Raw genomic sequence first — 23,292 nt, forward strand, 5'->3', positions numbered from 1 at the left:
CTGTTTGTGTGAAGTGATTCACATCTGCCGTGTCAGTGGGTGCGCATTATAGGGATCCCATTTTTTTGCACAAGCCTTTTTTCGATCTTTTTTTCTGAATGATGATTTTTCGCGCTTTTCGCACTGTTATTGCTCAAATAGCTCAATTTTTATCAGAAAAAGGGGTTGCGGGAGCGCCTGAAAGCTACCAAAGTCTGGTTATCTACCCTGATGTTGAGGCAGTCATGTCCAGTTATTTACGTCCTTATAAAGAATTATTCCCTCAAATCGGTCTGCGGGTGATGGTGGATCCCAGCAGCGTTGTGATCGGCGATGTCAGAATTGCCGATGACGTCAGCATTTGGCCGCTGGTCGCCATCCGCGGCGACGTGAATTATGTGTCTATCGGCGCACGTTCGAATATTCAGGATGGTAGCGTCCTGCATGTCACCCATAAGTCGTCTTATAACCCTGAGGGTAATCCGCTACTCATAGGAGAAGATGTCACCGTCGGGCATAAGGTCATGCTGCACGGCTGCACTATCGGCAATCGCATTCTTGTCGGAATGGGGTCAATTCTGCTGGATGGCGTGGTAGTAGAAGATGACGTGATGATCGGCGCCGGCAGCCTGGTGCCGCAAAACAAGCGGCTGGAAAGCGGTTATCTCTATTTTGGCAACCCGGTAAAACAAATCCGCCCCCTGACGGAGGCGGAATATGCAGGGCTGAAGTATTCAGCCAACAACTATGTGAAGTGGAAAGACGACTACCTGGATCAGGAAAGCCAGAGCCAACCCTGATGATCTTCTTGCCGATCGCGAATCAACGCTTCCGCTTCATCTTCCAAATCCCAGCGATGTTCACTAAAGAGAGCCAGCCATCGCGCTGGCTCATCGCCACCGAACCGTTGCTGCAGTATCTGACCCCGAATCGCGCAAGTTAACTGCATGCCATTGACCAACGCGGGGAAAACGATGCACTGCCGTTCAGCGTCCCACTCTTCTCTATCGGGAAATTGGATCGCCTGGTTCACGCATTCAGTTCCTGATGTAAAACGGCAATCACCGGGGCAATTTCCGGTAGTCTACCGTGCCAGAGCAGAACGGCATGTGCGGCCTGAGCCACCAGCATACCTAATCCATCTGCCATTTTTTTAGCGCCATACTGTTGGCACCAATGCAGAAATGGCGTATTTCCTTTCTGATAAAACATGTCATAGCAGTAAACATCGGCATGAATTAACGAGGAAGGTATTGCCGGGATATCGCCGCTTATTCCGCTGGACGTCGCGTTAATAATGAGATCGAACTGATGACCTTCCAGTTTATCCAGCGATAACGCGCTAACGCTGCCGGTATGAGCAAATAGCGTTGCCAGCTCATGAGCGCGGGAAAAAGTACGGTTAACGATGGTGACCGCGCAATCTAAAGAGAGCAGCGGTAACAATACGCCGCGAGATGCGCCGCCTGCGCCAATCAATAAAATCCTCATACCAGGCTTGATAAAGCCCAGACGCTCTAAGTCGCTTAATAACCCAATGCCATCCGTATTGTCGCCAAGCAGACGACCATCCTCAAGACGCTTTAACGTATTGACCGCGCCGGCTAGCGCAGCGCGCTCGGTGAGTTCGTCGGCGCGGGCAAACGCTTCTTCTTTGAAAGGGACAGTCACGTTAGCGCCCTTACCGCCCGTGTTGAAGAAAGCGTCCAGGGTATTCACAAAATCATCTAATGGCGCCAGTACCCGACCATAGGGGTGCGCAATATCTAACTGTTTGGCAAACAGCTGATGAATAGAAGGCGACTTGCTATGGGCTATAGGGTTACCAAAAACGGCATAAGTTTCCATTAATTACCCCTGGCGGAACTGTTCACCCGTCAGGGCATCACGAATTTCAGATGGGTTTTGCCGCCCGCCCGTTGCGCCATCCACCACCGGGAAACTATCGCCAAACTGGGCGCGTACTTCAGCAGTAGTCCGGCACGGCGGCTGACCGGTTAAGTTGGCGCTCGTCGAGACCAGCGGCTTTCCGTAGGCTTCACATAATTCAATTACCAGTGGGTGATCGGTAACGCGCACGGCAAGCGAATCAAAGCGCCCCGTCAGCCAGCGTGGCGTATCCGGACGCGCCGGGAACACAAACGTCACCGGCCCAGGCCAACTGGCAAAGATAACCGCTCTCTGCGCGTCGCTTAATCGGGAATCATCAATATACGGTTTCAGTTGGTCAAAACTGGCGGCGATAAGTATCAGCCCCTTTTCCACAGGGCGTTGCTTTAACGCCAGTAGGCGCATCACGGCCGTTTCGCTATCCGGATCGCAACCGACGCCAAACACAGCTTCGGTTGGATAGGCGATGACATGTTCATTATTCAGTACCGCGACAGCCTGGGCGACGGTCTCTGAGGGCAGGTTTTTATTCACTTATTTGTTCCGCCGGGATCGGCTTTCCACATTGTTTACTGGCGCAAAAGCGTTTAACACCCTGCGCCGTTTTCTTTTCTATTAATAGCGGGTAATGGCATTCAGGGCATTCGCCCGCCACCGGTTTAAAATTAATTACGAACTGGCAATCAGGGTAGCGATCGCAGGAATGAAAGGTTTTACCGAAACGGGAGCGACGCTGCACCAGATGACCCTGTCCGCATTGCGGACACGCGATAGCGGTCTCATCAGGTTTATCAATCAGCTCGGTATGTTCGCATTCGGGATAGCGACTGCAGCCGATGAACATACCAAAACGCCCCTGGCGTAACACCATGACAGCGCCGCAAGATGGGCACTCTTGCCCCTCCAGCACCTTGACGATATGGCCGTCCGCCTGGCTTTTCAGGGGACGGACATAGTCACAGTCCGGATAGTGAGAACAGCCGAGAAACGGGCCATGTTTCCCGGAACGAATCACCAGTTCGGCCCCGCACTGCGGGCAGGGCTCGTTTTTACGCACCGAAAACAGTGCTGATTTGGTCATAACAACTCGATGTTGCTGCAATAAGATTAATGCAGCATACCTTCATTTACTTCGAAGAGTAATTCTTCCATTTGCTGATAGGCGTTTTCACAGCCTGGAATATTAAACAGAACCATCAGGATCACCCATTTCAGGTCTTCCAGTTCAAACTCTGCCGTATCCAGCGCCAGTACGCGCTCTATCACCATTTCTCGCGTTTCGAGGTTCAACACCTGGATCTGCTCGAGGAAGAGTAAAAATCCTCGACAGCTGGCATCCAGACGCTGGCACTCTTCGTCGGTGTATACCCGAAGAGAGAGCGGATCGGAGGCGAGCTGCATGGGTTCAACGAGACCTTCCTGATAATCAGCCAGTTTCTCGAGCCACATTAACGCGTTATAGATATCTTCCCGTTCAAAACCTGCATCGGTCAGATCCCGCGTTAGTTTGTCCTGATCCACGCGCATTTCTGCTTCGTTATGGATATAAGTCTCAAACAAATACATGAGTACGTCGAACATGGCTTGCCCTCCTTAATCGGACATAGCCGCCGGGTACAGCTGCGATCCAGCCTGCTAACTCCAGTTCAAGTAGCTGGGCTACGGTTACTGGCACAGATTGGCCGGCACGTTCAGCGACAACGTCAACAGGTGTTACCTCATCTCCTACGTTAGCCAGGAGCTCTGGAAATGGCAATGCTACAGGAGGCTGATCTGCGTAATTATTTAGCAAATCAGCGGTCTCTTCCCGCGCTGAAAGCTCATATTGCCAATACTCAAGGATCTCTTCCGGCCCGGTAACCGGAACTGCTCCCTGCTTTATTAGCCAGTGCGGCCCTTCAGAGCCAGGATTGCCAATTGGCCCAGGCAGGGCAAAAACATCTCTCCCCTGCTCCAGCGCGCAACGGACAGTTACCAGAGAACCGCTTTTCAAGGCGGCCTCTATCACCAGAACCCCAGCGCTTAACCCGCTGATAATCCGGTTGCGGCGCGGGAAATTCCCTGGTAACGGTAGCGCAGAGAGAGGAAATTCGGAAAGTAGCGCGCCGCCGCTTTCCACGATCTGCTTTGCTAAAGCCCGATGCCGGTGCGGGTAGATATCAGAGAGACCGTTGCCTAATACGGCGATGGTTTTTCCCTTTGCCGCCAATGCCCCGCGGTGGGCGATGCCATCAATCCCCAACGCCAGACCACTGGTAAGGGTCAAGCCATACTGAGCAAGCGCTTCACTGAATGCTTTTCCCCACCGCGCGCCGTACCACGAGTGTGCACGGCTCCCAATGATAGCCAGCTGCCGGCTACACAGGAGATCGACGTTACCGTAGACCAGCAGCGCGCCGGGATAATCATCGATAGCGCGTAGCTGCGGCGGATAGAGCGCGTGATCCGCCGTGATCAGATGATGTTCTGGTTGCTCTAACCATTGCAGTGAAACATCAATTTGCTGTTGGTTGAAGGCAAGAAACTGTGTTGCCTGCGCTTTAGTTAAACCCGCAGCCCGCAACGTTTCAGTATTCAGCTGGCCTGCACATCCTAGCCGTCGTGCAATCAATACCATTTCATCGCCGTACAGGTTATTCACCCGCATCAGGCGCAACCAAATCTCCGTGGGCGTCATCCGTTCCCCCCTGCCATTAGCGGCTCAGCCAATCCTTGTGATTGGTTAGCGAGACTGTCAATTAGAGGGGGTTTTGTCTAGAATAGAGGTAATAATCTTATCAACTACTGAATACGACTCTGGATCTTTATGGCAGTTTTGCAAGTGTTACATATTCCGGACGAGCGCCTTCGCAAAGTCGCCGAGCCGGTCAAAGAAGTGAATGCAGAAATTCAGCGTATCGTCGATGATATGTTCGACACGATGTACGCTGAAGAAGGTATTGGTCTGGCCGCCACGCAGGTGGATATCCATCAGCGCATTATCGTTATCGATGTCTCGGAAAACCGTGAAGAGCGTCTGGTGCTCATCAACCCAGAGCTACTCGAAAAAGACGGCGAAACCGGCATTGAAGAAGGTTGTTTGTCAATTCCGGAACAACGTGCGCTGGTTCCACGAGCCGAAACCGTAAAAATCCGCGCGCTGGACCGTGAAGGTAAGACTTTCGAACTGGAAGCTGATGGCTTGTTGGCTATTTGTATCCAGCATGAAATGGATCACCTGGTCGGTAAGCTGTTCATTGACTATCTGTCGCCGCTCAAACAGCAGCGCATCCGCCAGAAAGTTGAAAAACTGGATCGTTTACGCGCCCGTGCCTGATAACAAGGATTAACGTGTCACAAACACTACGTATCATTTTCGCCGGAACCCCCGACTTTGCAGCGCGTCACCTTGACGCGCTGTTGTCGTCTGAACATCAGGTTGTCGGCGTATTTACTCAGCCCGACCGCCCTGCTGGTCGCGGCAAAAAATTGATGCCGAGCCCGGTAAAAGTGCTGGCTGAAGCCAATAATCTACCGGTCTTCCAGCCATCTTCCCTACGTCCGCAGGAAAATCAGCAGTTAGTTGCCGACCTTAACGCCGATGTTATGGTCGTCGTGGCTTATGGACTGATCCTGCCGAAAGCGGTTCTTGAAATGCCGCGTTTGGGCTGCATTAACGTTCACGGCTCCCTGCTTCCTCGCTGGCGTGGCGCTGCGCCGATTCAGCGTTCGCTATGGGCTGGCGATGCCGAAACCGGTGTCACCATCATGCAGATGGACGTCGGTCTTGATACCGGTGACATGCTGTATAAACTCTCCTGCCCGATTACCGCGGAAGATACCAGCGGCAGCCTGTACGATAAACTGGCCAACCTTGGACCAGAGGGTCTACTGGCGACCTTAGCGCAGCTGGCGGATGGTAGCGCAGAGCCTGAAGTTCAGGACGAATCGCGGGTCAGCTACGCCGAGAAGCTGAGTAAGGAAGAGGCCCGTATTGATTGGTCGCTTTCCGCAGAACAGCTCGAACGCTGCATCCGCGCATTTAATCCCTGGCCGATGAGCTGGCTGGAAATCGATGAACAACCGGTGAAGGTATGGCGCGCATCCGTTATTACGGAGTCCGCCAACGCTGAGCCAGGTACGATCGTCGCAGCAACCAAGCAAGGGATCCAGGTCGCCACCGGCAACGGGATTCTGAATCTGGAATCGCTGCAGCCGGCAGGGAAAAAAGCGATGAGTGCCCAGGATTTACTGAACTCTCGCCGGGAATGGTTTATCCCCGGAAACCGTCTTGCCTGACGCACTTCTCTTCTAAAGCCCGGGTTCGCCGGGCATTTTTATTTTTGCGCTTATGAAAAAGAATAGTAATTTACGCAGCCTGGCAGCCCAGGCCATTGAGCAGGTCGTTGAGAAAGGCCAGTCTTTAAGCAATGTTCTGCCGCCGCTGCAGCAAAAAGTGAGCGAGAAAGACAAAGCGCTGCTGCAGGAGCTGTGCTTCGGCGTCTTGCGTACCCTCAGCCAACTCGAGTGGCTGATCGGTAAGCTGATGGCCCGCCCAATGACCGGCAAACAGCGTACCGTTCATTTCCTGATCATGGTCGGCCTGTATCAGCTACTTTATACGCGAATTCCCCCACACGCCGCGCTGGCGGAAACGGTGGAAGGCGCGGTGGCAATTAAACGTCCGCAGCTTAAAGGGCTTATCAATGGCGTATTACGCCAGTTTCAGCGCCAGCAGGAAGAGCTGCTGGCCGAATTCGCCCAGCACGAGAACCGTTATCTCCATCCTAAATGGCTGCTTAAACGTCTGCAGCAGGCCTGGCCGCAACAATGGCAGGATATTGTGTCAGCCAATAATCTACGTCCGCCAATGTGGCTGCGTGTGAATCGCAATCATCATTCGCGAGATGAATGGCTCGCACTGCTGGAAGACGCTGGTTTACAGGGTTTCACTCACCCGGAGTATCCGGATGCCGTCCGTCTTGCGACCCCAGCCCCGGTCCATGCGTTACCAGGATTTGATAAAGGCTGGGTAACCGTTCAGGACGCCTCAGCCCAGGGCTGCATGCGCTACTTGCAACCGGCAAACGGCGAGCGCATTCTCGATCTCTGCGCGGCGCCGGGCGGCAAGACGACGCATATTCTGGAAGTCGCGCCGCAGGCGAGTCTGATGGCGGTCGACATCGACCAGCAGCGCCTGTCCCGTGTCTATGACAACCTGAAACGTCTGGGCATGAAAGCGGAAGTGAAACAGGGCGATGGCCGCTATCCTGAACAGTGGTGCGGCGATGAGCAGTTCGACCGTATTTTGCTTGATGCGCCATGTTCGGCCACCGGCGTTATCCGTCGCCATCCGGATATTAAATGGCTGCGCCGGGATCGCGATATCGCCGAGCTAGCGCAATTACAGGCAGAAATTCTCGATGCCACCTGGGCCCATCTTAAGCCTGGCGGTACGCTGGTCTATGCGACATGCTCTATTTTGCCGGAAGAGAACAGCCAACAAATCGCCGCTTTCCTGACCCGTACCCGAGATGCCGAACTCCATGAGACGGGAACGCCGGAAACCCCGGGTCAGCAAAATCTGCCAGGAGCGGAAGAAGGCGATGGCTTCTTTTACGCTAAGCTAATCAAAAAGCGCAATTAATGGGTCACTGCTGATGAAGATTATTATTCTTGGCGCCGGACAGGTAGGCGGCACGCTGGCGGAAAATCTCGTTGGCGAAAACAACGATATTACCCTGGTCGATACCAACGGCGACCGTCTGCGCGGCCTGCAGGATAAGTTCGATCTCCGCGTCGTTCAGGGCCACGGTTCGCATCCGCGCGTGCTGCGCGAAGCTGGCGCCGATGATGCCGATATGCTGGTCGCCGTAACCAGTTCGGATGAGACCAACATGGTAGCCTGCCAGGTCGCCTATTCGCTGTTTAATACGCCGAATCGCATCGCCCGTATTCGTTCGCCCGATTACGTTCGCGATGCCGATAAACTTTTTCATTCAGAAGCGGTGCCAATTGACCATCTGATCGCTCCGGAGCAGTTAGTCATCGATAATATCTACCGCCTGATCGAATATCCAGGCGCGCTGCAGGTGGTGAACTTCGCAGAAGGGAAAGTAAGCCTGGCCGTTGTGAAGGCTTATTATGGCGGCCCGCTGGTCGGTAATGCGCTTTCCACGATGCGCGAACATATGCCGCACATCGACACGCGCGTTGCGGCAATTTTCCGCCACGATCGACCGATTCGCCCGCAGGGATCAACCATCGTAGAAGCGGGCGACGAAGTCTTCTTTATCGCCGCGTCGCAACATATTCGCGCGGTAATGAGCGAACTCCAACGTCTGGAGAAACCCTACAAACGCATTATGCTGGTCGGCGGCGGCAACATCGGCGCGGGCCTCGCTCACAGGCTGGAGAAAGACTACAGCGTGAAGTTGATCGAGCGCGATCAACAGCGTGCCGCTGAACTTGCCGAAAAGCTGCAGAATACGATCGTCTTTTATGGCGATGCATCGGATCAAGAGTTACTGGCGGAAGAGCATATCGATCAAGTCGATCTCTTTATTGCCGTCACCAACGATGACGAAGCCAATATCATGTCGGCAATGCTAGCCAAGCGGATGGGCGCGAAGAAGGTCATGGTGCTGATCCAGCGTCGCGCATATGTTGATCTGGTTCAGGGAAGCGTGATCGATATTGCGATATCACCGCAACAAGCCACGATTTCTGCCTTGCTGAGCCACGTACGTAAAGCTGATATTGTCGGTGTTTCGTCGCTACGCCGCGGCGTTGCCGAAGCCATTGAGGCCGTCGCGCATGGCGATGAAAGCACCTCGCGGGTAGTCGGCCGTTCAATTGATGAAATTAAGCTGCCGCCAGGCACCATTATTGGCGCGGTGGTGCGCGGCAATGACGTAATGATCGCCAATAATAATTTACGTATTGAGCAAGGCGACCACGTAATTATGTTCCTGACCGACAAGAAATTTATCTCCGATGTTGAGAGACTATTCCAGCCGAGTCCGTTCTTCCTGTAATTACAATGGGCGTCGCGCAGACGCCTTTTTATTATCCCTTATTTATCAATGGATAATATTTTCCAGCAATTATTCAACAGCAATGGAAAATGGAAATACATTTGATAAACTTATCAATGTCAGCTGGCTCAAGGAGAGTAAAATGGGTATGTTAAAAGAATTCCGCGAATTCGCGATGCGCGGGAATGTTGTCGATTTGGCAGTGGGTGTCATCATTGGTGCAGCATTTGGTAAAATTGTATCGTCTTTAGTGGCCGATATTATTATGCCTCCGCTGGGTTTGCTCATTGGCGGGATCGACTTTAAACAGTTCGCCGTTACGCTACGCGATGCGCAGGGGGATGTCCCAGCCGTTGTCATGCATTATGGTGTGTTTATTCAGAACGTCTTCGATTTCATCATCGTCGCCTTTGCGATTTTCATGGCGATCAAACTGATGAATAAACTGAACCGTAAGAAAGAAGAAGCGCCAGCCGCTCCGGCACCGAGCAAAGAAGAAGTACTTCTGAGTGAAATCCGCGATCTGTTAAAAGAACAAAATAACCGTTCTTAATCAGCACACAGAAAGCAGAAGGCCAGTGGTAAAAAAGCGATTCGCTTGCTTGCCACTGGCCTCCCGGTCATTACGTCCTGCATGTTTGTCTTTACGTTGATAGCTTCCTTTCCCTTTCTTATTTTTCTCAATCCGCTGTCTGAATAATGGGTCATGCAGTAATGCCTCAATCGCATTATCTTTAATTTGCCCTTTGGTATGCTGATAGCGACTCATAGTAACTCCAGTTCATGTGTGAATTCGGCGCGAGTGTAGATCCGCGCGCGGAAAAAATCAACGCCCGGCGTGGCTACCACTGGCGCCTTGCTCTAAGGCTTCGAGAATAGAGCAGTAAACGCTACTGTGCGCCGTGCCGCAGCAGGCATCATTCAGCCGCTGTAAAGAACGCCGCATTGTTTCAAGTTCTTTGATACGCGCTTCGACTTCACTCAGGCGGGCCTGGACGATCCCTTTAGACTCCTGACAAGTATGATGTTCTGGATCGATGCGGATCGATAATAATTCGCGGATCGACTCCAGAGTGAAGCCTAATTGCCTGGCATAACGGATAAAGCGCAGCCGCTGCAGATCGTTATCCGAATAGAGGCGGAAACCGCCTTCAGTGCGAATATCGTGATCCATCATTTGCTGCTTTTCGTAATAGCGGATGGTATCCGGGGTGACATCAGCCAGTTTGGCCAGTTCGCCAATCCGATACATAGCTACTCCTCGTTAATTTTGTGCCACAGTCTATCGGCATAATCACCGCGTAGAAAATCGGTATTCATACCCGCCTGACGTAATTTCAGTTCAAACAGAGTCAAGCGACGATTTAATTCAGTATACCGCGGATCATCATGCTCTACGGTCTTGAGTAAGTCGCTCAACGCCATGGCATCTCTACGTAACTCAAGCTCCGGTGGCAAACAGCCGGCATTTTTTAATAAGCGATAACCGGCGCGCAGTTCAGGGGGCACGTGTGAATCATCATCCAGCGCCAGCGGTTCGCCGCTGCCGGTCAGATTATCAAACTCGCCTTTAGACTGTGCGTCGAGGATGTGGCGTTCTGCCCACTGGTCCAGTAACCACATTATACGGCTCCCAGGGATGAACAAAAAGAGTACAGATAGTGTAGTGAAGTGGGATTGCAGTAGATATAAAAAAACCCGCCGGGGCGGGTTTTTTTACGTTACTACAGATTACTCTGCAGCAGCTTCTGCTTTCAGCTCAGCACGATCAACCAGCTCGATGTATGCCATCGGCGCGTTGTCGCCTGCACGGAAGCCACACTTCAGAATGCGAGTGTAACCACCGGCGCGGCTCGCGAAACGCGGGCCCAGCTCGTTAAACAGTTTTGCCACGATCTCGTTATCACGAGTGCGGGCGAATGCCAGACGACGATTAGCAACGCTATCAGTCTTGGCAAGAGTAATCAGCGGCTCAACTACGCGACGCAGTTCTTTCGCTTTCGGCAGGGTCGTCTTGATGATCTCATGACGAACCAGCGAACCTGCCATGTTACGGAACATAGCCTGGCGATGGCTGCTGTTGCGGTTCAGTTGACGACCACTCTTACGATGGCGCATGACCTTATCCTTCTCAGTAAAACCTTAACCTGTGATCCGGTTACTCGTCAGCAATGCTTGCCGGCGGCCAGTTTTCCAGGCGCATGCCCAGAGACAGACCACGTGAAGCCAGCACGTCTTTAATCTCAGTAAGAGATTTTTTACCCAGGTTCGGCGTTTTCAGCAACTCAACCTCGGTACGCTGTACCAGATCACCGATATAGTGGATAGCTTCTGCCTTGAGGCAGTTAGCAGAGCGGACAGTCAATTCCAGATCGTCAACAGGGCGCAGCAGGATCGGATCGAACTCTGGTTTCTCTTCTTTCACTTCCGGCTGACGTACATCACGTAAGTCAACGAAAGCTTCCAGTTGTTCAGCCAGAATGGTTGCCGCACGACGAATCGCCTCTTCAGGATCGATTGTGCCGTTGGTTTCCATTTCGATGACCAGCTTGTCCAGGTCGGTACGCTGCTCAACACGCGCGGCTTCAACATTGTAGGCAATACGCTCTACAGGGCTGTAGCAGGCGTCGACCAGCAGACGGCCGATTGGGCGCTCATCTTCTTCCGAATGAATTCGGGCAGAAGCCGGCACATAACCGCGACCGCGCTGAACTTTGATGCGCATGCTAATAGATGCGTTCTCATCGGTCAGGTGGCAGATCACGTGCTGCGGCTTGACGATTTCGACATCACCGTCGTGGGTAATGTCGGCTGCAGTCACAGGGCCAATGCCAGATTTATTCAAAGTAAGGATGACTTCATCTTTACCCTGAACTCTCACCGCCAGCCCTTTCAGGTTGAGCAGGATTTCAAGGATGTCTTCCTGAACGCCTTCTTTGGTGCTGTACTCGTGCAGTACACCATCAATCTCAACCTCGGTCACCGCGCAACCCGGCATCGATGAGAGCAGAATACGGCGCAGTGCGTTACCCAGAGTATGGCCGAAGCCACGCTCTAAAGGCTCAAGGGTCACCTTGGCGTGCGTCGAACTCACTTGCTCGATATCGACCAGGCGCGGTTTTAGAAACTCTGTCACAGAACCCTGCATTGTGTCCTCTCTTTGGTACTAAGCTTTACTTGGAGTAAAGCTCGACGATCAGGTGTTCGTTAATGTCCGCAGACAGATCAGAACGCTCCGGCTGACGCTTGAACGTACCTTCCATCTTGCCAGCATCAACTTCCAGCCAGGTTGGCTTTTCACGCTGCTCAGCCAGCTCCAGAGCGGCTTTCACGCGAGATTGCTTTTTCGCTTTCTCACGGATGCTAACAACGTCATTCGCTTTTACCTGATAAGAAGCGATGTTAACAACACGACCGTTTACCATGATAGCCTTGTGGCTAACCAGCTGGCGTGCTTCAGCACGAGTGGCGCCGAAGCCCATACGGTATACAACGTTGTCCAGACGACCTTCCAGCAGAGCCAACAGGTTTTCACCGGTGTTGCCTTTCAGACGTGCTGCTTCTTTATAGTAGTTACGGAACTGACGCTCCAGCACACCGTACATACGGCGAACTTTTTGCTTTTCACGCAACTGCACACCATAGTCAGACAGACGCGGCTTACGCGCACCGTGCTGGCCAGGAGCTTGTTCAATTTTACACTTGGTATCGATCGCGCGAACGCCAGACTTAAGGAATAAGTCAGTGCCCTCACGACGGCTCAGCTTGAGCTTAGGACCCAAATATCTTGCCATTTTCTTTCTCCAACAATCCTAGAAACGAGGCGTTATACGCGACGTTTTTTCGGCGGACGACAACCGTTATGAGGGATCGGAGTCACATCAGTAATATTAGTGATGCGGAAACCAGCGGCGTTCAGTGCACGAATAGTAGATTCGCGACCTGGACCCGGACCTTTAACCATAACTTCCAGATTCTTGATGCCGTATTCTTTTACGGCTTCTGCGCAACGCTCTGCTGCAACCTGAGCTGCAAACGGAGTGGATTTGCGAGAACCACGGAAACCGGAACCACCGGCTGTTGCCCAACCCAGCGCGTTACCCTGACGATCAGTGATGGTAACGATGGTGTTGTTAAAAGAAGCATGGATATGAGCCACGCCATCAGAGACTTGTTTTCTTACACGCTTACGTGCACGAACTGGTGCCTTTGCCATTATTCAATCACCCCGATTATTTCTTGATCGGTTTACGCGGACCCTTACGGGTACGTGCGTTGGTCTTAGTACGCTGACCGCGAACCGGAAGACCACGACGATGGCGTAAACCACGGTAGCAACCAAGGTCCATCAGACGCTTGATGCTCAGGGTGATTTCACGGCGCAGATCACCTTCAACGACAAATTTACCTACTGCTTCACGCAGAGAATCAATCTGTTCTTCAGACAGCTCACTGATCTTAACATTTTCAGCGATACCCGTTTCAGCGCAGATGGCTTTAGAGCGGGTCTTGCCGATACCAAAAATTGCAGTTAAAGCAATTACGGTATGTTTCTGATCAGGAATGTTAATGCCTGCTATACGGGCCACTATGCACTCCTACTATTTAATATGTACGTACCATGCTGAAAAGCCCGTTTTCAGGATACTCAAATGGAAACGTACAGACATACAAAAGATTGGCTGGCTAATCTAGCCAGCTCAACCCAACTTTGCAAGAAAAATATGCGAATAAATCAGCCTTGGCGCTGTTTATGCTTTGGCTCGGCACTGCAAATCACACGGATGACACCATCACGCTTAACGATTTTGCAGTTACGGCATAATTTCTTGACGGAAGCACGAACTTTCATTTTTACTCTCCGTAACTTCTCGGGCGACCAGTTAGCGGCCGTAGCCTTTCAGGTTCGCCTTCTTCAATGCAGACTCATACTGACTAGACATCATCAGAGTTTGCACTTGAGCCATAAAGTCCATAATCACGACGACAACAATAAGCAGCGAGGTTCCACCGAAGTAGAACGGCACTTTCATTGCATCACGCATGAACTCCGGGATCAGGCAGATAAAAGTGATATACAACGCACCGACCAGAGTCAGGCGGGTCATTACTTTATCGATATACTTCGCCGTTTGTTCTCCCGGACGAATTCCTGGTACAAATGCACCGGACTTCTTCAGGTTATCTGCTGTTTCACGCGGGTTGAAAACCAACGCCGTGTAGAAGAAACAGAAGAAGATGATTGCAGACGCATAGAGTAACACATAAAGCGGTTGCCCAGGCTGCAAATACAGCGAAATTGTTGTCAGCCAGTTCCAACCAGTACCGCCCCCGAACCATGACGTGATGGTTGCCGGGAACAGAATAATACTGGAAGCGAAGATTGCCGGGATTACCCCCGCCATATTCACTTTCAGCGGTAAATGTGTGCTCTGTGCAGCATAGACACGACGACCCTGTTGACGCTTAGCGTAGTTTACCACAATGCGGCGTTGACCACGTTCAACGAATACAACGAAGAAGGTCACTGCAAATACTAATACTGCAACCAACAGCAACAGGAGGAAGTGCAGGTCGCCTTGACGCGCTTGCTCGATAGTATGGGCGATGGCCGGCGGGAGTCCCGCAACGATCCCGGCGAAGATCAGGATCGAGATACCGTTTCCGATACCGCGTTCGGTGATCTGTTCGCCGAGCCACATCAGGAACATAGTCCCTGTGACCAGACTAACAACAGCGGTGAAATAGAATGCAAAGCCCGGATTAATCACCAGGCCCTGCATACCAGGCATATTCGGCAGACCGGTAGCAATACCGATCGACTGGAATATAGCCAGCACCAGAGTACCGTAGCGGGTGTACTGGCTGATCTTACGACGACCAGACTCCCCTTCTTTCTTCAGTTCTGCCAGCGGTTGATAAACAACGGTCAGCAGCTGGACAATGATCGACGCCGAAATATACGGCATGATCCCCAGAGCAAAGATAGAAGCACGGCTGAGAGCACCACCAGAGAACATGTTAAACATTTCAATGATGGTGCCTCGCTGTTGCTCAAGCAGTTTGGCAAGTACAGTGGCATCAATACCAGGGATCGGAATAAAAGAGCCAATACGGAACACAATCAGCGCACCGATAACAAACAAAAGTCTGCGTTTCAGTTCGCCAATTCCACCTTTGGCACTTTGAAAATCTAATCCCGGTTGTTTAGCCATCTGCTACTTATTCCTCAATTTTACCGCCAGCAGCTTCGATAGCAGCACGAGCGCCTTTAGTCACGCGCAGGCCACGAACAGTTACCGGACGAGTTACCTCACCAGACAGGATCACCTTCGCGAACTCGATCTGGATACCGATAATGTTAGCCGCTTTCAGCGTGTTCAGGTCTACCACATCGCCTTCTACGTGAGCCAGATCAGACAGACGAACTTCTGCAGTGATCATTGCTTTACGAGAAGTGAAGCCGAATTTCGGCAGACGACGGTACAGTGGCATCTGACCACCCTCGAAACCGCGACGTACGCCACCGCCAGAACGAGAGTTCTGACCTTTGTGACCACGACCACCGGTTTTACCGAGGCCAGAACCGATACCACGACCCAGGCGTTTACCCGCCTTTTTGGAGCCTTCGGCCGGAGACAGAGTATTTAAACGCATCTCTTACTCCTCAACTTTAACCATGAAGGAAACCGCGTTGACCATACCACGAACAGCAGGAGTATCCTCGCGCTCTACGGTGTGACCAATACGACGCAGACCCAGGCCAAGCAGCGTTGCCTTGTGTTTCGGCAAACGACCGATTGCACTGCGGGTTTGAGTAATTTTAATAGTCTTTGCCATGGTTTATTTCCCCAGAATTTCTTCAACGGATTTACCACGCTTGGCAGCGACCATATCTGGAGACTTCATATTTTCCAGGCCATCAATAGTTGCACGAACCACGTTGATCGGGTTGGTGGAACCATATGCTTTAGCCAGAACGTTACGAACCCCAGCGACTTCCAGAACGGCGCGCATTGCACCACCGGCGATGATACCGGTACCTTCGGAAGCCGGCTGCATGAATACACGAGAACCCGTGTGAGTACCCTTAACCGGGTGCTGCAGGGTGCCAGTATTCAGCGCGACGTTAATCATATTGCGACGGGCTTTTTCCATCGCTTTCTGGATCGCTGCTGGAACTTCACGCGCTTTACCGTAACCAAAACCTACGCGACCGTTACCGTCACCAACTACAGTCAGAGCTGTGAAGGAGAAAATACGACCACCTTTAACGGTTTTAGATACGCGGTTTACCGCGATCAGCTTTTCCTGCAGTTCGCCAGCTTGTTTTTCGATGTGAGCCATCTTACACCTCTACCTTAGAACTGAAGGCCAGCTTCACGGGCAGCATCTGCCAGTGCCTGGACACGACCATGATATTGGAACCCGGAACGGTCAAAGGAAACATCTTTGATGCCTTTTTCCAGAGCGCGTTCAGCAACAGCTTTACCCACAGCTGCAGCCGCGTCTTTGTTACCGGTGTACTTCAGTTGTTCAGAGATAGCTTTTTCTACAGTAGAAGCAGCTACCAGAACTTCAGAACCATTCGGAGCAATTACCTGTGCGTAAATATGACGCGGGGTACGATGTACCACCAGGCGAGTTGCACCCAGCTCCTGGAGCTTGCGGCGTGCGCGGGTCGCACGACGGATACGAGCAGATTTCTTATCCATAGTGTTACCTTACTTCTTCTTAGCCTCTTTGGTACGCACGACTTCGTCGGCGTAACGAACACCCTTGCCTTTGTAAGGCTCAGGACGACGGTAGGCGCGCAGATCTGCTGCAACCTGACCGATCACCTGCTTATCAGCGCCTTTCAGCACGATTTCAGTTTGAGTCGGGCATTCTGCAGTGATACCGGCCGGCAGTTTATGCTCAACAGGATGAGAGAAACCTAAAGCCAGGTTTACTACATCCCCTTTGACCGCTGCACGATAGCCTACACCAACCAGCTGAAGCTTTTTAGTGAAGCCTTCGGTAACACCGATAACCATTGAGTTCAGCAGGGCACGCGCGGTACCAGCCTGAGCCCATCCGTCTACGTAACCATCACGCGGACCGAAGGTCAGTGCATTATCTGCATGTTTAACTTCAACAGCATCGTTGAGAGTACGAGTCAGCTCGCCATTTTTACCTTTGATCGTAATAACCTGACCGTTGACTTTAACGTCAACGCCGGCAGGAACAACGACCGGTGCTTTAGCAACACGAGACATTTTTTCCTCCGATTAGGCTACGTAGCAGATAATTTCGCCACCAAGACCAGCTTGGCGCGCTGCACGATCAGTCATAACACCTTTAGAGGTAGAAACAACTGCGATACCCAGACCCGCCATAACTTTCGGCAGCTCATCTTTACGTTTGTAGATGCGCAGACCTGGGCGGCTGACACGCTGAATGCTTTCTACAACAGCTTTACCCTGGAAATACTTAAGAGTCAGTTCCAGTTCCGGCTTGATGTCGCCTTCAACTTTAAAATCTTCAATAAAGCCTTCTTCCTTCAGCACGTTGGCAATTGCCACTTTCAGCTTGGAGGAAGGCATGGTGACCGCAGCTTTATTCGCGGCCTGACCGTTACGGATACGGGTCAGCATATCCGCGATCGGATCTTGCATGCTCATCTGTCTTTACTCCCGTGATTCAATTGGTGACAATTACCAGCTAGCCTTTTTCAGACCCGGGATTTCACCGCGCATAGCGGCTTCACGGACCTTGATACGGCTCAACCCGAACTTCCGCAGGAAACCATGCGGACGACCTGTTTGACGGCAGCGATTACGCTGACGAGACGGGCTGGAATCACGCGGCAGAGTCTGCAGCTTGAGAACAGCGTTCCAACGATCTTCGTCGGTTGCGTTCACATCAGAGATGATAGCTTTCAGTTCAGCGCGTTTAGCGAAGAATTTATCAGCTAAAGCCACGCGCTTTACTTCGCGTGCTTTCATTGATTGCTTAGCCATTAAGTAACCCTACCTTACTTGCGGAACGGGAAGTCAAAGGCAGCCAGCAGAGCGCGGCCTTCTTCATCAGATTTCGCAGTAGTGGTAATGGTAATATCCAAACCACGAACGCGGTCGACTTTATCGTAGTCGATTTCTGGGAAGATGATCTGCTCACGGACACCCATGCTGTAGTTACCACGACCGTCGAAAGACTTAGCGGACAAGCCACGGAAGTCACGGATACGCGGTACAGCAATAGTGATCAGGCGCTCAAAGAACTCCCACATGCGCTCGCCGCGCAGAGTTACTTTACAGCCGATCGGATAGCCCTGACGGATTTTGAAGCCTGCAACTGATTTGCGTGCTTTGGTGATCAGCGGTTTTTGACCGGAGATTGCTGTCAGGTCAGCTGCTGCGTTATCCAGCAGTTTCTTGTCAGCGATCGCTTCACCAACACCCATGTTCAGGGTGATCTTCTCGACCCGAGGGACTTGCATGACAGAATTGTAGTTAAACTCAGTCATGAGTTTAGCGACTACTTCGTCTTTGTAGTAATCATGCAGTTTCGCCATCGTACTACTCCAAATTACTTGATAGTTTCGCTATTAGATTTGAAGAAACGGACTTTTTTGCCGTCTTCGAATCTAAAGCCTACACGGTCAGCCTTGCCGGTTGCCGCGTTGAAGATAGCAAGGTTAGAGACTTGAATAGCTGCTTCTTTCTCTACGATGCCGCCTGGTTGGTTCAGGGCCGGAACCGGCTTCTGATGTTTCTTAACCAGGTTGATACCTTCAACAATGACCTTGCCGGAAGACAGGACATTTTTAACTTTACCGCGTTTACCTTTATCTTTACCGGTTAACACGATAACTTCGTCATCACGACGGATTTTCGCTGCCATGATTCGCTCCTTAGAGTACTTCTGGTGCCAGAGAGATAATTTTCATGAACTTCTCGTTACGAAGTTCACGAGTTACCGGCCCAAAAATACGCGTACCGATAGGTTGCTCGCTGTTATTGTTTAAAATAACGCATGCATTACCATCGAAGCGAATGACAGAACCGTCCGGGCGACGAACACCCTTCTTGGTGCGCACCACTACCGCCTTCAGCACATCACCTTTCTTGACCTTACCACGCGGAATTGCTTCTTTGATGGTGATCTTGATGATGTCGCCTACGCCTGCGTAGCGACGGTGCGAGCCACCCAGAACCTTGATACACATTACGCGACGTGCACCGGAGTTGTCGGCGACGTTCAGCATAGTCTGTTCTTGGATCATTTTAGTGCTCCGCTAATGTCAACTACTACTGGGACCCAAAAGCTGGGTCGTTAAAAAGCCCCATATCGAGGGCGCGGCATTATAACACCGCTTCTGCAATATGGGTAGAAAAAATAAACGGCCCATCGCTGAGCCGTTTATTCGTATTGAGAATGCGTACTCTATTACAGAACCGCTTTCTCTACAACGCGAACCAGCGTCCAGGACTTAGTCTTGGACAGTGGACGGCATTCACGGATTTCAACCTTGTCGCCGATACCACATTCGTTGTTCTCGTCATGTACGTGCAGTTTGGTCGTACGTTTGATGAATTTACCGTAGATCGGGTGTTTCACAAAACGTTCGATAGCAACAACAATGGATTTCTCCATTTTGTCGCTAACTACGCGACCTTGCAGAGTACGGATTTTATCGGTCATTACGCACCCGCCTTCTGAGTCAGTAAAGTCTTAACGCGTGCAACATCACGACGCACTTGCTTCAGCAGATGAGTCTGTTGCAGCTGGCCACTTGCAGCCTGCATACGCAGGTTGAACTGCTCACGCAGCAGGTTCAGCAGCTCAGCGTTCAGCTCTTCAACGCTTTTTTCACGCAGCTCTTTTGCTTTCATTACATCACCGTCTTAGTTACAAAGGTGGTTTTGATCGGCAGTTTCGCTGCTGCCAGGCCGAATGCTTCACGGGCCAGCTCTTCCGGTACGCCGTCCATTTCATAAAGGACTTTACCCGGCTGAATCAAGGCAACCCAGTACTCCACGTTACCTTTACCTTTACCCATACGAACTTCCAGCGGCTTCTCGGTGATCGGTTTGTCCGGGAATACACGGATCCAGATCTTACCTTGACGCTTAACTGCACGGGTCATAGCACGACGTGCTGCTTCGATCTGACGTGCAGTCAGACGACCACGGCCAACAGCTTTCAGACCGAAAGTGCCGAAGCTAACATCCGTACCCTGCGCCAGACCACGGTTGCGGCCTTTGTGCACTTTACGGAATTTTGTACGCTTTGGTTGTAACATCAGCGACGCTCCTTATTTACGGCCTTTACGCTGCTGCTTTTTAGGTTGAGCAGCCGGTTCCGGTTGTTCAACAGCAGCCATACCACCCAGGATCTCACCTTTGAAGATCCATACCTTAACGCCGATTACACCGTAAGTGGTGTGCGCTTCAGAGGTGTTGTAGTCGATGTCAGCACGCAGAGTGTGCAGCGGTACGCGACCTTCACGGTACCATTCGGTACGTGCGATTTCCGCGCCGCCCAGACGGCCGCTAACTTCAACTTTGATACCTTTAGCGCCCAGACGCATTGCGTTCTGTACAGCACGCTTCATAGCACGACGGAACATAACGCGACGTTCCAGCTGAGAAGTGATGCTGTCAGCAACCAATTTAGCGTCCAGTTCAGGCTTACGAACTTCGGCAATATTGATCTGTGCAGGAACGCCAGCGATATCCGCTACGACCTTGCGCAGTTTTTCTACGTCTTCGCCTTTCTTACCGATAACGATACCCGGGCGAGCAGTGTGAATGGTCACACGGATGCTCTTAGCCGGACGCTCGATAACGATGCGAGATACAGACGCTTTAGCCAGCTCTTTAGTTAAGAACTGACGTACTTTAAAATCGCTGTCCAGGTTGTCAGCGAATTCTTTGGTGTTCGCGAACCAGGTAGAGTTCCATGGTTTGACAATACCCAGGCGAATACCATTAGGATGTACTTTCTGACCCATTGCTAGTCTCCAGAGTCTCAGCGATCGGACACAACCACAGTGATGTGGCTGGTGCGCTTCAGGATGCGATCTGCACGACCTTTAGCACGCGGCATAATGCGCTTCATGCTCGGGCCTTCGTCTACGAAAATTTTCGCAACTTTCAGATCATCAATGTCAGCGCCATCGTTGTGTTCAGCGTTAGCAATGGCAGATTCCAGTACCTTCTTGACCAGTACAGCAGCTTTTTTGTTGGTGTAGGTCAGAATATCCAGGGCCTGCGACACTTTCTTACCGCGAATCAGGTCAGCTACAAGGCGAACCTTCTGAGCAGAAGAACGAGCATGGCGATGTTGAGCTAAAGTTTCCATCTCTTCCTCCTACCTTATTTCTTCTTCGCTTTTTTATCAGCAGCGTGGCCGCGATAAGTACGAGTCGGTGCGAATTCACCCAGTTTGTGACCAACCATTTCGTCGGAAACAAAGACTGGAACGTGCTGACGACCATTATGGACAGCGATGGTCAAACCGATCATGTTAGGAAAGATCGTTGAACGACGGGACCAAGTGCGCAGGGGCTTCTTGTCTCCGCTTTCCACCGCTTTCTCTACCTTCTTCAGCAAGTGCAGGTCAATAAAAGGACCTTTCTTGAGAGAACGTGGCATGGCTTATCCTCTAAAATTATTTGCTACGGCGACGTACGATGAATTTATCAGTACGCTTGTTGCTGCGGGTCTTCTTACCTTTGGTCTGCAGGCCCCACGGGGATACCGGGTGCTTACCAAAGTTACGACCTTCACCACCACCATGTGGGTGATCGACTGGGTTCATCGCAGTACCGCGAACGGTAGGACGAACACCACGCCAGCGTGCAGCACCTGCTTTACCCAGAACGCGCAGCATATGCTCAGCATTGCCAACTTCGCCCAGAGTAGCGCGGCAGTCTGCTTCGACTTTACGCATTTCACCAGAACGCAGACGCAGAGTGACATAAGCACCGTCACGAGCAACGATCTGAACGTAAGTACCAGCGGAACGAGCCAGCTGACCGCCTTTACCTGGTTTCATTTCTACGTTATGAACGGTAGAACCAACCGGGATATTGCGCATCGGCAGGGTGTTGCCTGCTTTGATTGCAGCATCAACGCCAGACTGAATCTGGTCGCCAGCTTTCAGGCCTTTCGGGGCCAGAATGTAACGGCGCTCACCGTCTTTGTACAGAACCAGCGCGATGTTCGCGGAACGGTTCGGATCGTACTCAAGACGTTCAACAACTGCCGGGATACCATCTTTGTTGCGTTTGAAGTCAACAATACGGTAAGCCTGCTTGTGACCACCACCGATATGACGAGTGGTGATACGGCCATTGTTGTTACGACCGCCGGATTTGCTGTTTTTTTCAACCAGCGGAGCAAAAGGTTTGCCCTTGTGCAGCTCTGGGTTGACCACTTTAACAACGTGGCGACGACCCGGAGATGTCGGTTTACATTTAACAACTGCCATTGTATTACTCCTCCGACTTACTCAGCGCCGCCGACGAAGTCCAGATTCTGGCCTTCCTTCAGGGTGACGTAAGCTTTTTTCCAGTCGCTACGACGACCGATACGCTGTCCGTGACGTTTAACTTTCCCTTTAACTACCAGGGTGTTAACGACTTCGACTTCGACTTCAAACAGTTTCTGCACAGCAGCTTTGATTTCTGCTTTGGTCGCGTCTTTAGCAACTTTGAGAACGATGGTGTTGGTTTTTTCCATCGCAGTAGACGCTTTTTCAGAAACGTGCGGTGCGCGCAGCACCTTCAGCAGACGTTCTTCACGAATCATGCCAGCATCTCCTCAACTTGCTTAACAGCATCAGCAGTCATTACGACTTTGTCGAAGGCGATCAGGCTAACCGGGTCGATACCAGTCGCATCGCGTACGTCAACCTTGTGCAGGTTACGTGCGGCCAGGAACAGGTTCTCGTCCAGCTCACCGGTGATGATCAGCACATCTTCCAGAGCCATGTCTTTCAGTTTCTGAGCCAGCAGCTTAGTTTTAGGCGCTTCTACAGAGAACTTCTCGACAACGATCAGACGATCCTGACGTACCAGTTCGGACAGAATGCTTTTCAGCGCGCCGCGGTACATCTTCTTGTTAACTTTTTGACTGTGGTCCTGCGGACGAGCAGCGAAGGTTACGCCACCGGAACGCCAGATCGGGCTCTTGATAGAACCTGAACGCGCACGGCCGGTACCTTTCTGGCGCCATGGCTTTTTGCCTGAACCAGTTACTTCAGCACGAGTCTTCTGAGCACGAGTACCCTGACGCGCACCAGCTGCATAAGCAACAACAACCTGGTGAACCAGCGCTTCGTTGAAATCACGACCGAAGGTAGTTTCGGAAACAGTCAGCGCGCTCTGCGCGTCTTTCAATACTAATTCCATTGCTAT

40 protein-coding genes and 1 pseudogene are annotated in these 23,292 nt (G+C 51.6%); 6 read left to right on the forward strand and 35 right to left on the reverse strand.

Features of this window, described 5'->3' with window-relative positions:
- The first annotated feature begins 224 nt into the window (after positions 1 to 224).
- Positions 225 to 779 carry a gamma carbonic anhydrase family protein gene (locus ABLU86_RS18415; protein ID WP_015703633.1) on the forward strand — a complete coding sequence of 185 codons (555 nt, stop codon included), beginning with the start codon at positions 225 to 227 and terminating at the stop codon, positions 777 to 779.
- On the opposite strand, the gene ABLU86_RS18420 is transcribed toward ABLU86_RS18415, so the two are convergent.
- The 6 genes from ABLU86_RS18420 to dprA are packed head-to-tail and all read right to left on the reverse strand — an operon-like array spanning position 755 to position 4,546.
- The gene (locus tag ABLU86_RS18420) at positions 755 to 1,012 is read right to left on the reverse strand and encodes a DUF1488 domain-containing protein (protein ID WP_071844502.1); all 258 of its coding nucleotides are present in this window, start codon (positions 1,010 to 1,012) and stop codon (positions 755 to 757) included. The two genes, ABLU86_RS18415 and ABLU86_RS18420, sit on opposite strands and share 25 nt — an antisense overlap.
- Positions 1,009 to 1,827 (reverse strand): shikimate dehydrogenase, encoded by an 819-nt coding sequence (gene aroE / locus ABLU86_RS18425; protein ID WP_032709258.1) that lies wholly within the window; start codon positions 1,825 to 1,827, stop codon positions 1,009 to 1,011. Before aroE ends, ABLU86_RS18420 begins: the two co-directional genes overlap by 4 nt.
- Positions 1,828 to 1,830: 3 nt before the next feature.
- Positions 1,831 to 2,403, reverse strand: a complete 573-nt coding sequence (gene tsaC / locus ABLU86_RS18430) for an L-threonylcarbamoyladenylate synthase type 1 TsaC (protein WP_015369442.1) — start codon at positions 2,401 to 2,403, stop codon at positions 1,831 to 1,833.
- Positions 2,396 to 2,950, reverse strand: coding sequence for a type I DNA topoisomerase (locus ABLU86_RS18435; RefSeq protein ID WP_015369441.1), 555 nt, complete (start codon positions 2,948 to 2,950; stop codon positions 2,396 to 2,398). Before ABLU86_RS18435 ends, tsaC begins: the two co-directional genes overlap by 8 nt.
- A 26-nt stretch (positions 2,951 to 2,976) precedes the next feature.
- Complete coding sequence (smg, locus tag ABLU86_RS18440) at positions 2,977 to 3,450, reverse strand: DUF494 family protein Smg (protein WP_015369440.1); 474 nt, start codon at positions 3,448 to 3,450, stop codon at positions 2,977 to 2,979.
- Positions 3,422 to 4,546 (reverse strand): DNA-protecting protein DprA, encoded by a 1,125-nt coding sequence (dprA, locus tag ABLU86_RS18445; protein WP_045413560.1) that lies wholly within the window; start codon positions 4,544 to 4,546, stop codon positions 3,422 to 3,424. Before dprA ends, smg begins: the two co-directional genes overlap by 29 nt.
- Positions 4,547 to 4,675: 129 nt before the next feature.
- On the opposite strand from dprA, the gene def reads away from it, so the two are divergent.
- The 5 genes from def to mscL all read left to right on the forward strand — a co-directional run bounded on the left by def (position 4,676) and on the right by mscL (position 9,438).
- Positions 4,676 to 5,185, forward strand: a complete 510-nt coding sequence (gene def / locus ABLU86_RS18450) for a peptide deformylase (RefSeq protein WP_015703636.1) — start codon at positions 4,676 to 4,678, stop codon at positions 5,183 to 5,185.
- Between the two features lie 14 nt (positions 5,186 to 5,199).
- The gene (fmt, locus tag ABLU86_RS18455; protein WP_015703637.1) at positions 5,200 to 6,147 is read left to right on the forward strand and encodes a methionyl-tRNA formyltransferase; all 948 of its coding nucleotides are present in this window, start codon (positions 5,200 to 5,202) and stop codon (positions 6,145 to 6,147) included.
- A gap of 52 nt (positions 6,148 to 6,199) precedes the next feature.
- Complete coding sequence (gene rsmB / locus ABLU86_RS18460; protein ID WP_046884268.1) at positions 6,200 to 7,495, forward strand: 16S rRNA (cytosine(967)-C(5))-methyltransferase RsmB; 1,296 nt, start codon at positions 6,200 to 6,202, stop codon at positions 7,493 to 7,495.
- A gap of 13 nt (positions 7,496 to 7,508) precedes the next feature.
- Positions 7,509 to 8,885 carry a Trk system potassium transporter TrkA gene (gene trkA / locus ABLU86_RS18465; protein ID WP_015369435.1) on the forward strand — a complete coding sequence of 459 codons (1,377 nt, stop codon included), beginning with the start codon at positions 7,509 to 7,511 and terminating at the stop codon, positions 8,883 to 8,885.
- Positions 8,886 to 9,027: 142 nt separating this feature from the next.
- A complete protein-coding gene (gene mscL / locus ABLU86_RS18470) occupies positions 9,028 to 9,438 on the forward strand; it encodes a large-conductance mechanosensitive channel protein MscL (protein ID WP_015369434.1) in 411 nt (136 codons plus the stop codon).
- On the opposite strand, the pseudogene ABLU86_RS18475 reads toward mscL, so the two are convergent.
- The 29 genes and pseudogenes from ABLU86_RS18475 to rplD form a co-directional block, all read right to left on the reverse strand.
- Positions 9,398 to 9,654: pseudogene (locus ABLU86_RS18475) on the reverse strand (alternative ribosome-rescue factor A); the annotation flags it as partial. The gene mscL and the pseudogene ABLU86_RS18475 sit on opposite strands and share 41 nt — an antisense overlap.
- Before the next feature lie 57 nt (positions 9,655 to 9,711).
- Positions 9,712 to 10,137 (reverse strand): Zn(2+)-responsive transcriptional regulator, encoded by a 426-nt coding sequence (gene zntR / locus ABLU86_RS18480; protein WP_015369432.1) that lies wholly within the window; start codon positions 10,135 to 10,137, stop codon positions 9,712 to 9,714.
- Between the two features lie 2 nt (positions 10,138 to 10,139).
- Positions 10,140 to 10,508: a DUF1992 domain-containing protein gene (locus ABLU86_RS18485; RefSeq protein ID WP_045389777.1), complete on the reverse strand. Its 369-nt coding sequence runs from the start codon at positions 10,506 to 10,508 to the stop codon at positions 10,140 to 10,142.
- A 108-nt stretch (positions 10,509 to 10,616) separates the two neighbouring features.
- A complete protein-coding gene (gene rplQ, locus ABLU86_RS18490; protein WP_004868344.1) occupies positions 10,617 to 11,003 on the reverse strand; it encodes a 50S ribosomal protein L17 in 387 nt (128 codons plus the stop codon).
- Between the two features lie 40 nt (positions 11,004 to 11,043).
- Positions 11,044 to 12,033, reverse strand: a complete 990-nt coding sequence (rpoA, locus tag ABLU86_RS18495) for a DNA-directed RNA polymerase subunit alpha (RefSeq protein ID WP_002438685.1) — start codon at positions 12,031 to 12,033, stop codon at positions 11,044 to 11,046.
- A 25-nt stretch (positions 12,034 to 12,058) separates the two neighbouring features.
- Positions 12,059 to 12,679: a 30S ribosomal protein S4 gene (rpsD, locus tag ABLU86_RS18500; protein WP_002919224.1), complete on the reverse strand. Its 621-nt coding sequence runs from the start codon at positions 12,677 to 12,679 to the stop codon at positions 12,059 to 12,061.
- 32 nt (positions 12,680 to 12,711) lie between these two features.
- On the reverse strand, positions 12,712 to 13,101 hold the full coding sequence (gene rpsK / locus ABLU86_RS18505; RefSeq protein ID WP_004388621.1) for a 30S ribosomal protein S11: 390 nt from the start codon (positions 13,099 to 13,101) through the stop codon (positions 12,712 to 12,714).
- A gap of 16 nt (positions 13,102 to 13,117) precedes the next feature.
- Complete coding sequence (gene rpsM / locus ABLU86_RS18510) at positions 13,118 to 13,474, reverse strand: 30S ribosomal protein S13 (protein ID WP_015369429.1); 357 nt, start codon at positions 13,472 to 13,474, stop codon at positions 13,118 to 13,120.
- Positions 13,475 to 13,620: 146 nt separating this feature from the next.
- Positions 13,621 to 13,737, reverse strand: a complete 117-nt coding sequence (gene rpmJ / locus ABLU86_RS18515; RefSeq protein WP_000868187.1) for a 50S ribosomal protein L36 — start codon at positions 13,735 to 13,737, stop codon at positions 13,621 to 13,623.
- Positions 13,738 to 13,768: 31 nt separating this feature from the next.
- The gene (gene secY / locus ABLU86_RS18520; protein WP_015703640.1) at positions 13,769 to 15,100 is read right to left on the reverse strand and encodes a preprotein translocase subunit SecY; all 1,332 of its coding nucleotides are present in this window, start codon (positions 15,098 to 15,100) and stop codon (positions 13,769 to 13,771) included.
- 7 nt (positions 15,101 to 15,107) lie between these two features.
- Entirely contained in the window at positions 15,108 to 15,542 is a 435-nt protein-coding gene (rplO, locus tag ABLU86_RS18525; protein WP_015369426.1) for a 50S ribosomal protein L15, read from the reverse strand.
- A 3-nt stretch (positions 15,543 to 15,545) separates the two neighbouring features.
- Positions 15,546 to 15,725, reverse strand: coding sequence for a 50S ribosomal protein L30 (rpmD, locus tag ABLU86_RS18530; RefSeq protein WP_001140434.1), 180 nt, complete (start codon positions 15,723 to 15,725; stop codon positions 15,546 to 15,548).
- A gap of 3 nt (positions 15,726 to 15,728) precedes the next feature.
- A complete protein-coding gene (gene rpsE / locus ABLU86_RS18535) occupies positions 15,729 to 16,232 on the reverse strand; it encodes a 30S ribosomal protein S5 (protein ID WP_015703641.1) in 504 nt (167 codons plus the stop codon).
- Between the two features lie 14 nt (positions 16,233 to 16,246).
- Entirely contained in the window at positions 16,247 to 16,600 is a 354-nt protein-coding gene (gene rplR, locus ABLU86_RS18540) for a 50S ribosomal protein L18 (protein ID WP_006817270.1), read from the reverse strand.
- A 9-nt stretch (positions 16,601 to 16,609) separates the two neighbouring features.
- On the reverse strand, positions 16,610 to 17,143 hold the full coding sequence (gene rplF, locus ABLU86_RS18545; RefSeq protein ID WP_008807049.1) for a 50S ribosomal protein L6: 534 nt from the start codon (positions 17,141 to 17,143) through the stop codon (positions 16,610 to 16,612).
- 12 nt (positions 17,144 to 17,155) lie between these two features.
- The gene (gene rpsH, locus ABLU86_RS18550) at positions 17,156 to 17,548 is read right to left on the reverse strand and encodes a 30S ribosomal protein S8 (protein WP_008807048.1); all 393 of its coding nucleotides are present in this window, start codon (positions 17,546 to 17,548) and stop codon (positions 17,156 to 17,158) included.
- Between the two features lie 33 nt (positions 17,549 to 17,581).
- Positions 17,582 to 17,887 (reverse strand): 30S ribosomal protein S14, encoded by a 306-nt coding sequence (gene rpsN, locus ABLU86_RS18555; protein WP_002919667.1) that lies wholly within the window; start codon positions 17,885 to 17,887, stop codon positions 17,582 to 17,584.
- A 14-nt stretch (positions 17,888 to 17,901) separates the two neighbouring features.
- On the reverse strand, positions 17,902 to 18,441 hold the full coding sequence (gene rplE, locus ABLU86_RS18560) for a 50S ribosomal protein L5 (RefSeq protein WP_003031123.1): 540 nt from the start codon (positions 18,439 to 18,441) through the stop codon (positions 17,902 to 17,904).
- Positions 18,442 to 18,455: 14 nt separating this feature from the next.
- A complete protein-coding gene (rplX, locus tag ABLU86_RS18565; protein ID WP_015369424.1) occupies positions 18,456 to 18,770 on the reverse strand; it encodes a 50S ribosomal protein L24 in 315 nt (104 codons plus the stop codon).
- 10 nt (positions 18,771 to 18,780) lie between these two features.
- The gene (rplN, locus tag ABLU86_RS18570) at positions 18,781 to 19,152 is read right to left on the reverse strand and encodes a 50S ribosomal protein L14 (protein ID WP_000613954.1); all 372 of its coding nucleotides are present in this window, start codon (positions 19,150 to 19,152) and stop codon (positions 18,781 to 18,783) included.
- A gap of 164 nt (positions 19,153 to 19,316) precedes the next feature.
- The gene (gene rpsQ, locus ABLU86_RS18575; RefSeq protein ID WP_002438707.1) at positions 19,317 to 19,571 is read right to left on the reverse strand and encodes a 30S ribosomal protein S17; all 255 of its coding nucleotides are present in this window, start codon (positions 19,569 to 19,571) and stop codon (positions 19,317 to 19,319) included.
- The gene (rpmC, locus tag ABLU86_RS18580) at positions 19,571 to 19,762 is read right to left on the reverse strand and encodes a 50S ribosomal protein L29 (protein ID WP_002919754.1); all 192 of its coding nucleotides are present in this window, start codon (positions 19,760 to 19,762) and stop codon (positions 19,571 to 19,573) included. Before rpmC ends, rpsQ begins: the two co-directional genes overlap by 1 nt.
- Positions 19,762 to 20,172 carry a 50S ribosomal protein L16 gene (rplP, locus tag ABLU86_RS18585; protein ID WP_002919759.1) on the reverse strand — a complete coding sequence of 137 codons (411 nt, stop codon included), beginning with the start codon at positions 20,170 to 20,172 and terminating at the stop codon, positions 19,762 to 19,764. Before rplP ends, rpmC begins: the two co-directional genes overlap by 1 nt.
- Positions 20,173 to 20,184: 12 nt before the next feature.
- Positions 20,185 to 20,883, reverse strand: a complete 699-nt coding sequence (gene rpsC / locus ABLU86_RS18590) for a 30S ribosomal protein S3 (RefSeq protein WP_002919766.1) — start codon at positions 20,881 to 20,883, stop codon at positions 20,185 to 20,187.
- Positions 20,884 to 20,900: 17 nt separating this feature from the next.
- Positions 20,901 to 21,233, reverse strand: coding sequence for a 50S ribosomal protein L22 (gene rplV / locus ABLU86_RS18595; RefSeq protein ID WP_002919773.1), 333 nt, complete (start codon positions 21,231 to 21,233; stop codon positions 20,901 to 20,903).
- A gap of 14 nt (positions 21,234 to 21,247) precedes the next feature.
- Positions 21,248 to 21,526 carry a 30S ribosomal protein S19 gene (gene rpsS / locus ABLU86_RS18600; protein ID WP_001138115.1) on the reverse strand — a complete coding sequence of 93 codons (279 nt, stop codon included), beginning with the start codon at positions 21,524 to 21,526 and terminating at the stop codon, positions 21,248 to 21,250.
- A gap of 16 nt (positions 21,527 to 21,542) precedes the next feature.
- The gene (rplB, locus tag ABLU86_RS18605; RefSeq protein WP_015369423.1) at positions 21,543 to 22,364 is read right to left on the reverse strand and encodes a 50S ribosomal protein L2; all 822 of its coding nucleotides are present in this window, start codon (positions 22,362 to 22,364) and stop codon (positions 21,543 to 21,545) included.
- Between the two features lie 17 nt (positions 22,365 to 22,381).
- Positions 22,382 to 22,684: a 50S ribosomal protein L23 gene (gene rplW, locus ABLU86_RS18610; protein ID WP_000617546.1), complete on the reverse strand. Its 303-nt coding sequence runs from the start codon at positions 22,682 to 22,684 to the stop codon at positions 22,382 to 22,384.
- Complete coding sequence (gene rplD, locus ABLU86_RS18615; RefSeq protein WP_000424395.1) at positions 22,681 to 23,286, reverse strand: 50S ribosomal protein L4; 606 nt, start codon at positions 23,284 to 23,286, stop codon at positions 22,681 to 22,683. Before rplD ends, rplW begins: the two co-directional genes overlap by 4 nt.
- Between the last annotated feature and the right edge of the window lie 6 nt (positions 23,287 to 23,292).

The sequence above is a fragment of the Klebsiella sp. JN_Kp121 genome, assembly GCF_040062145.1.
GTDB lineage: Bacteria > Pseudomonadota > Gammaproteobacteria > Enterobacterales > Enterobacteriaceae > Klebsiella > Klebsiella aerogenes.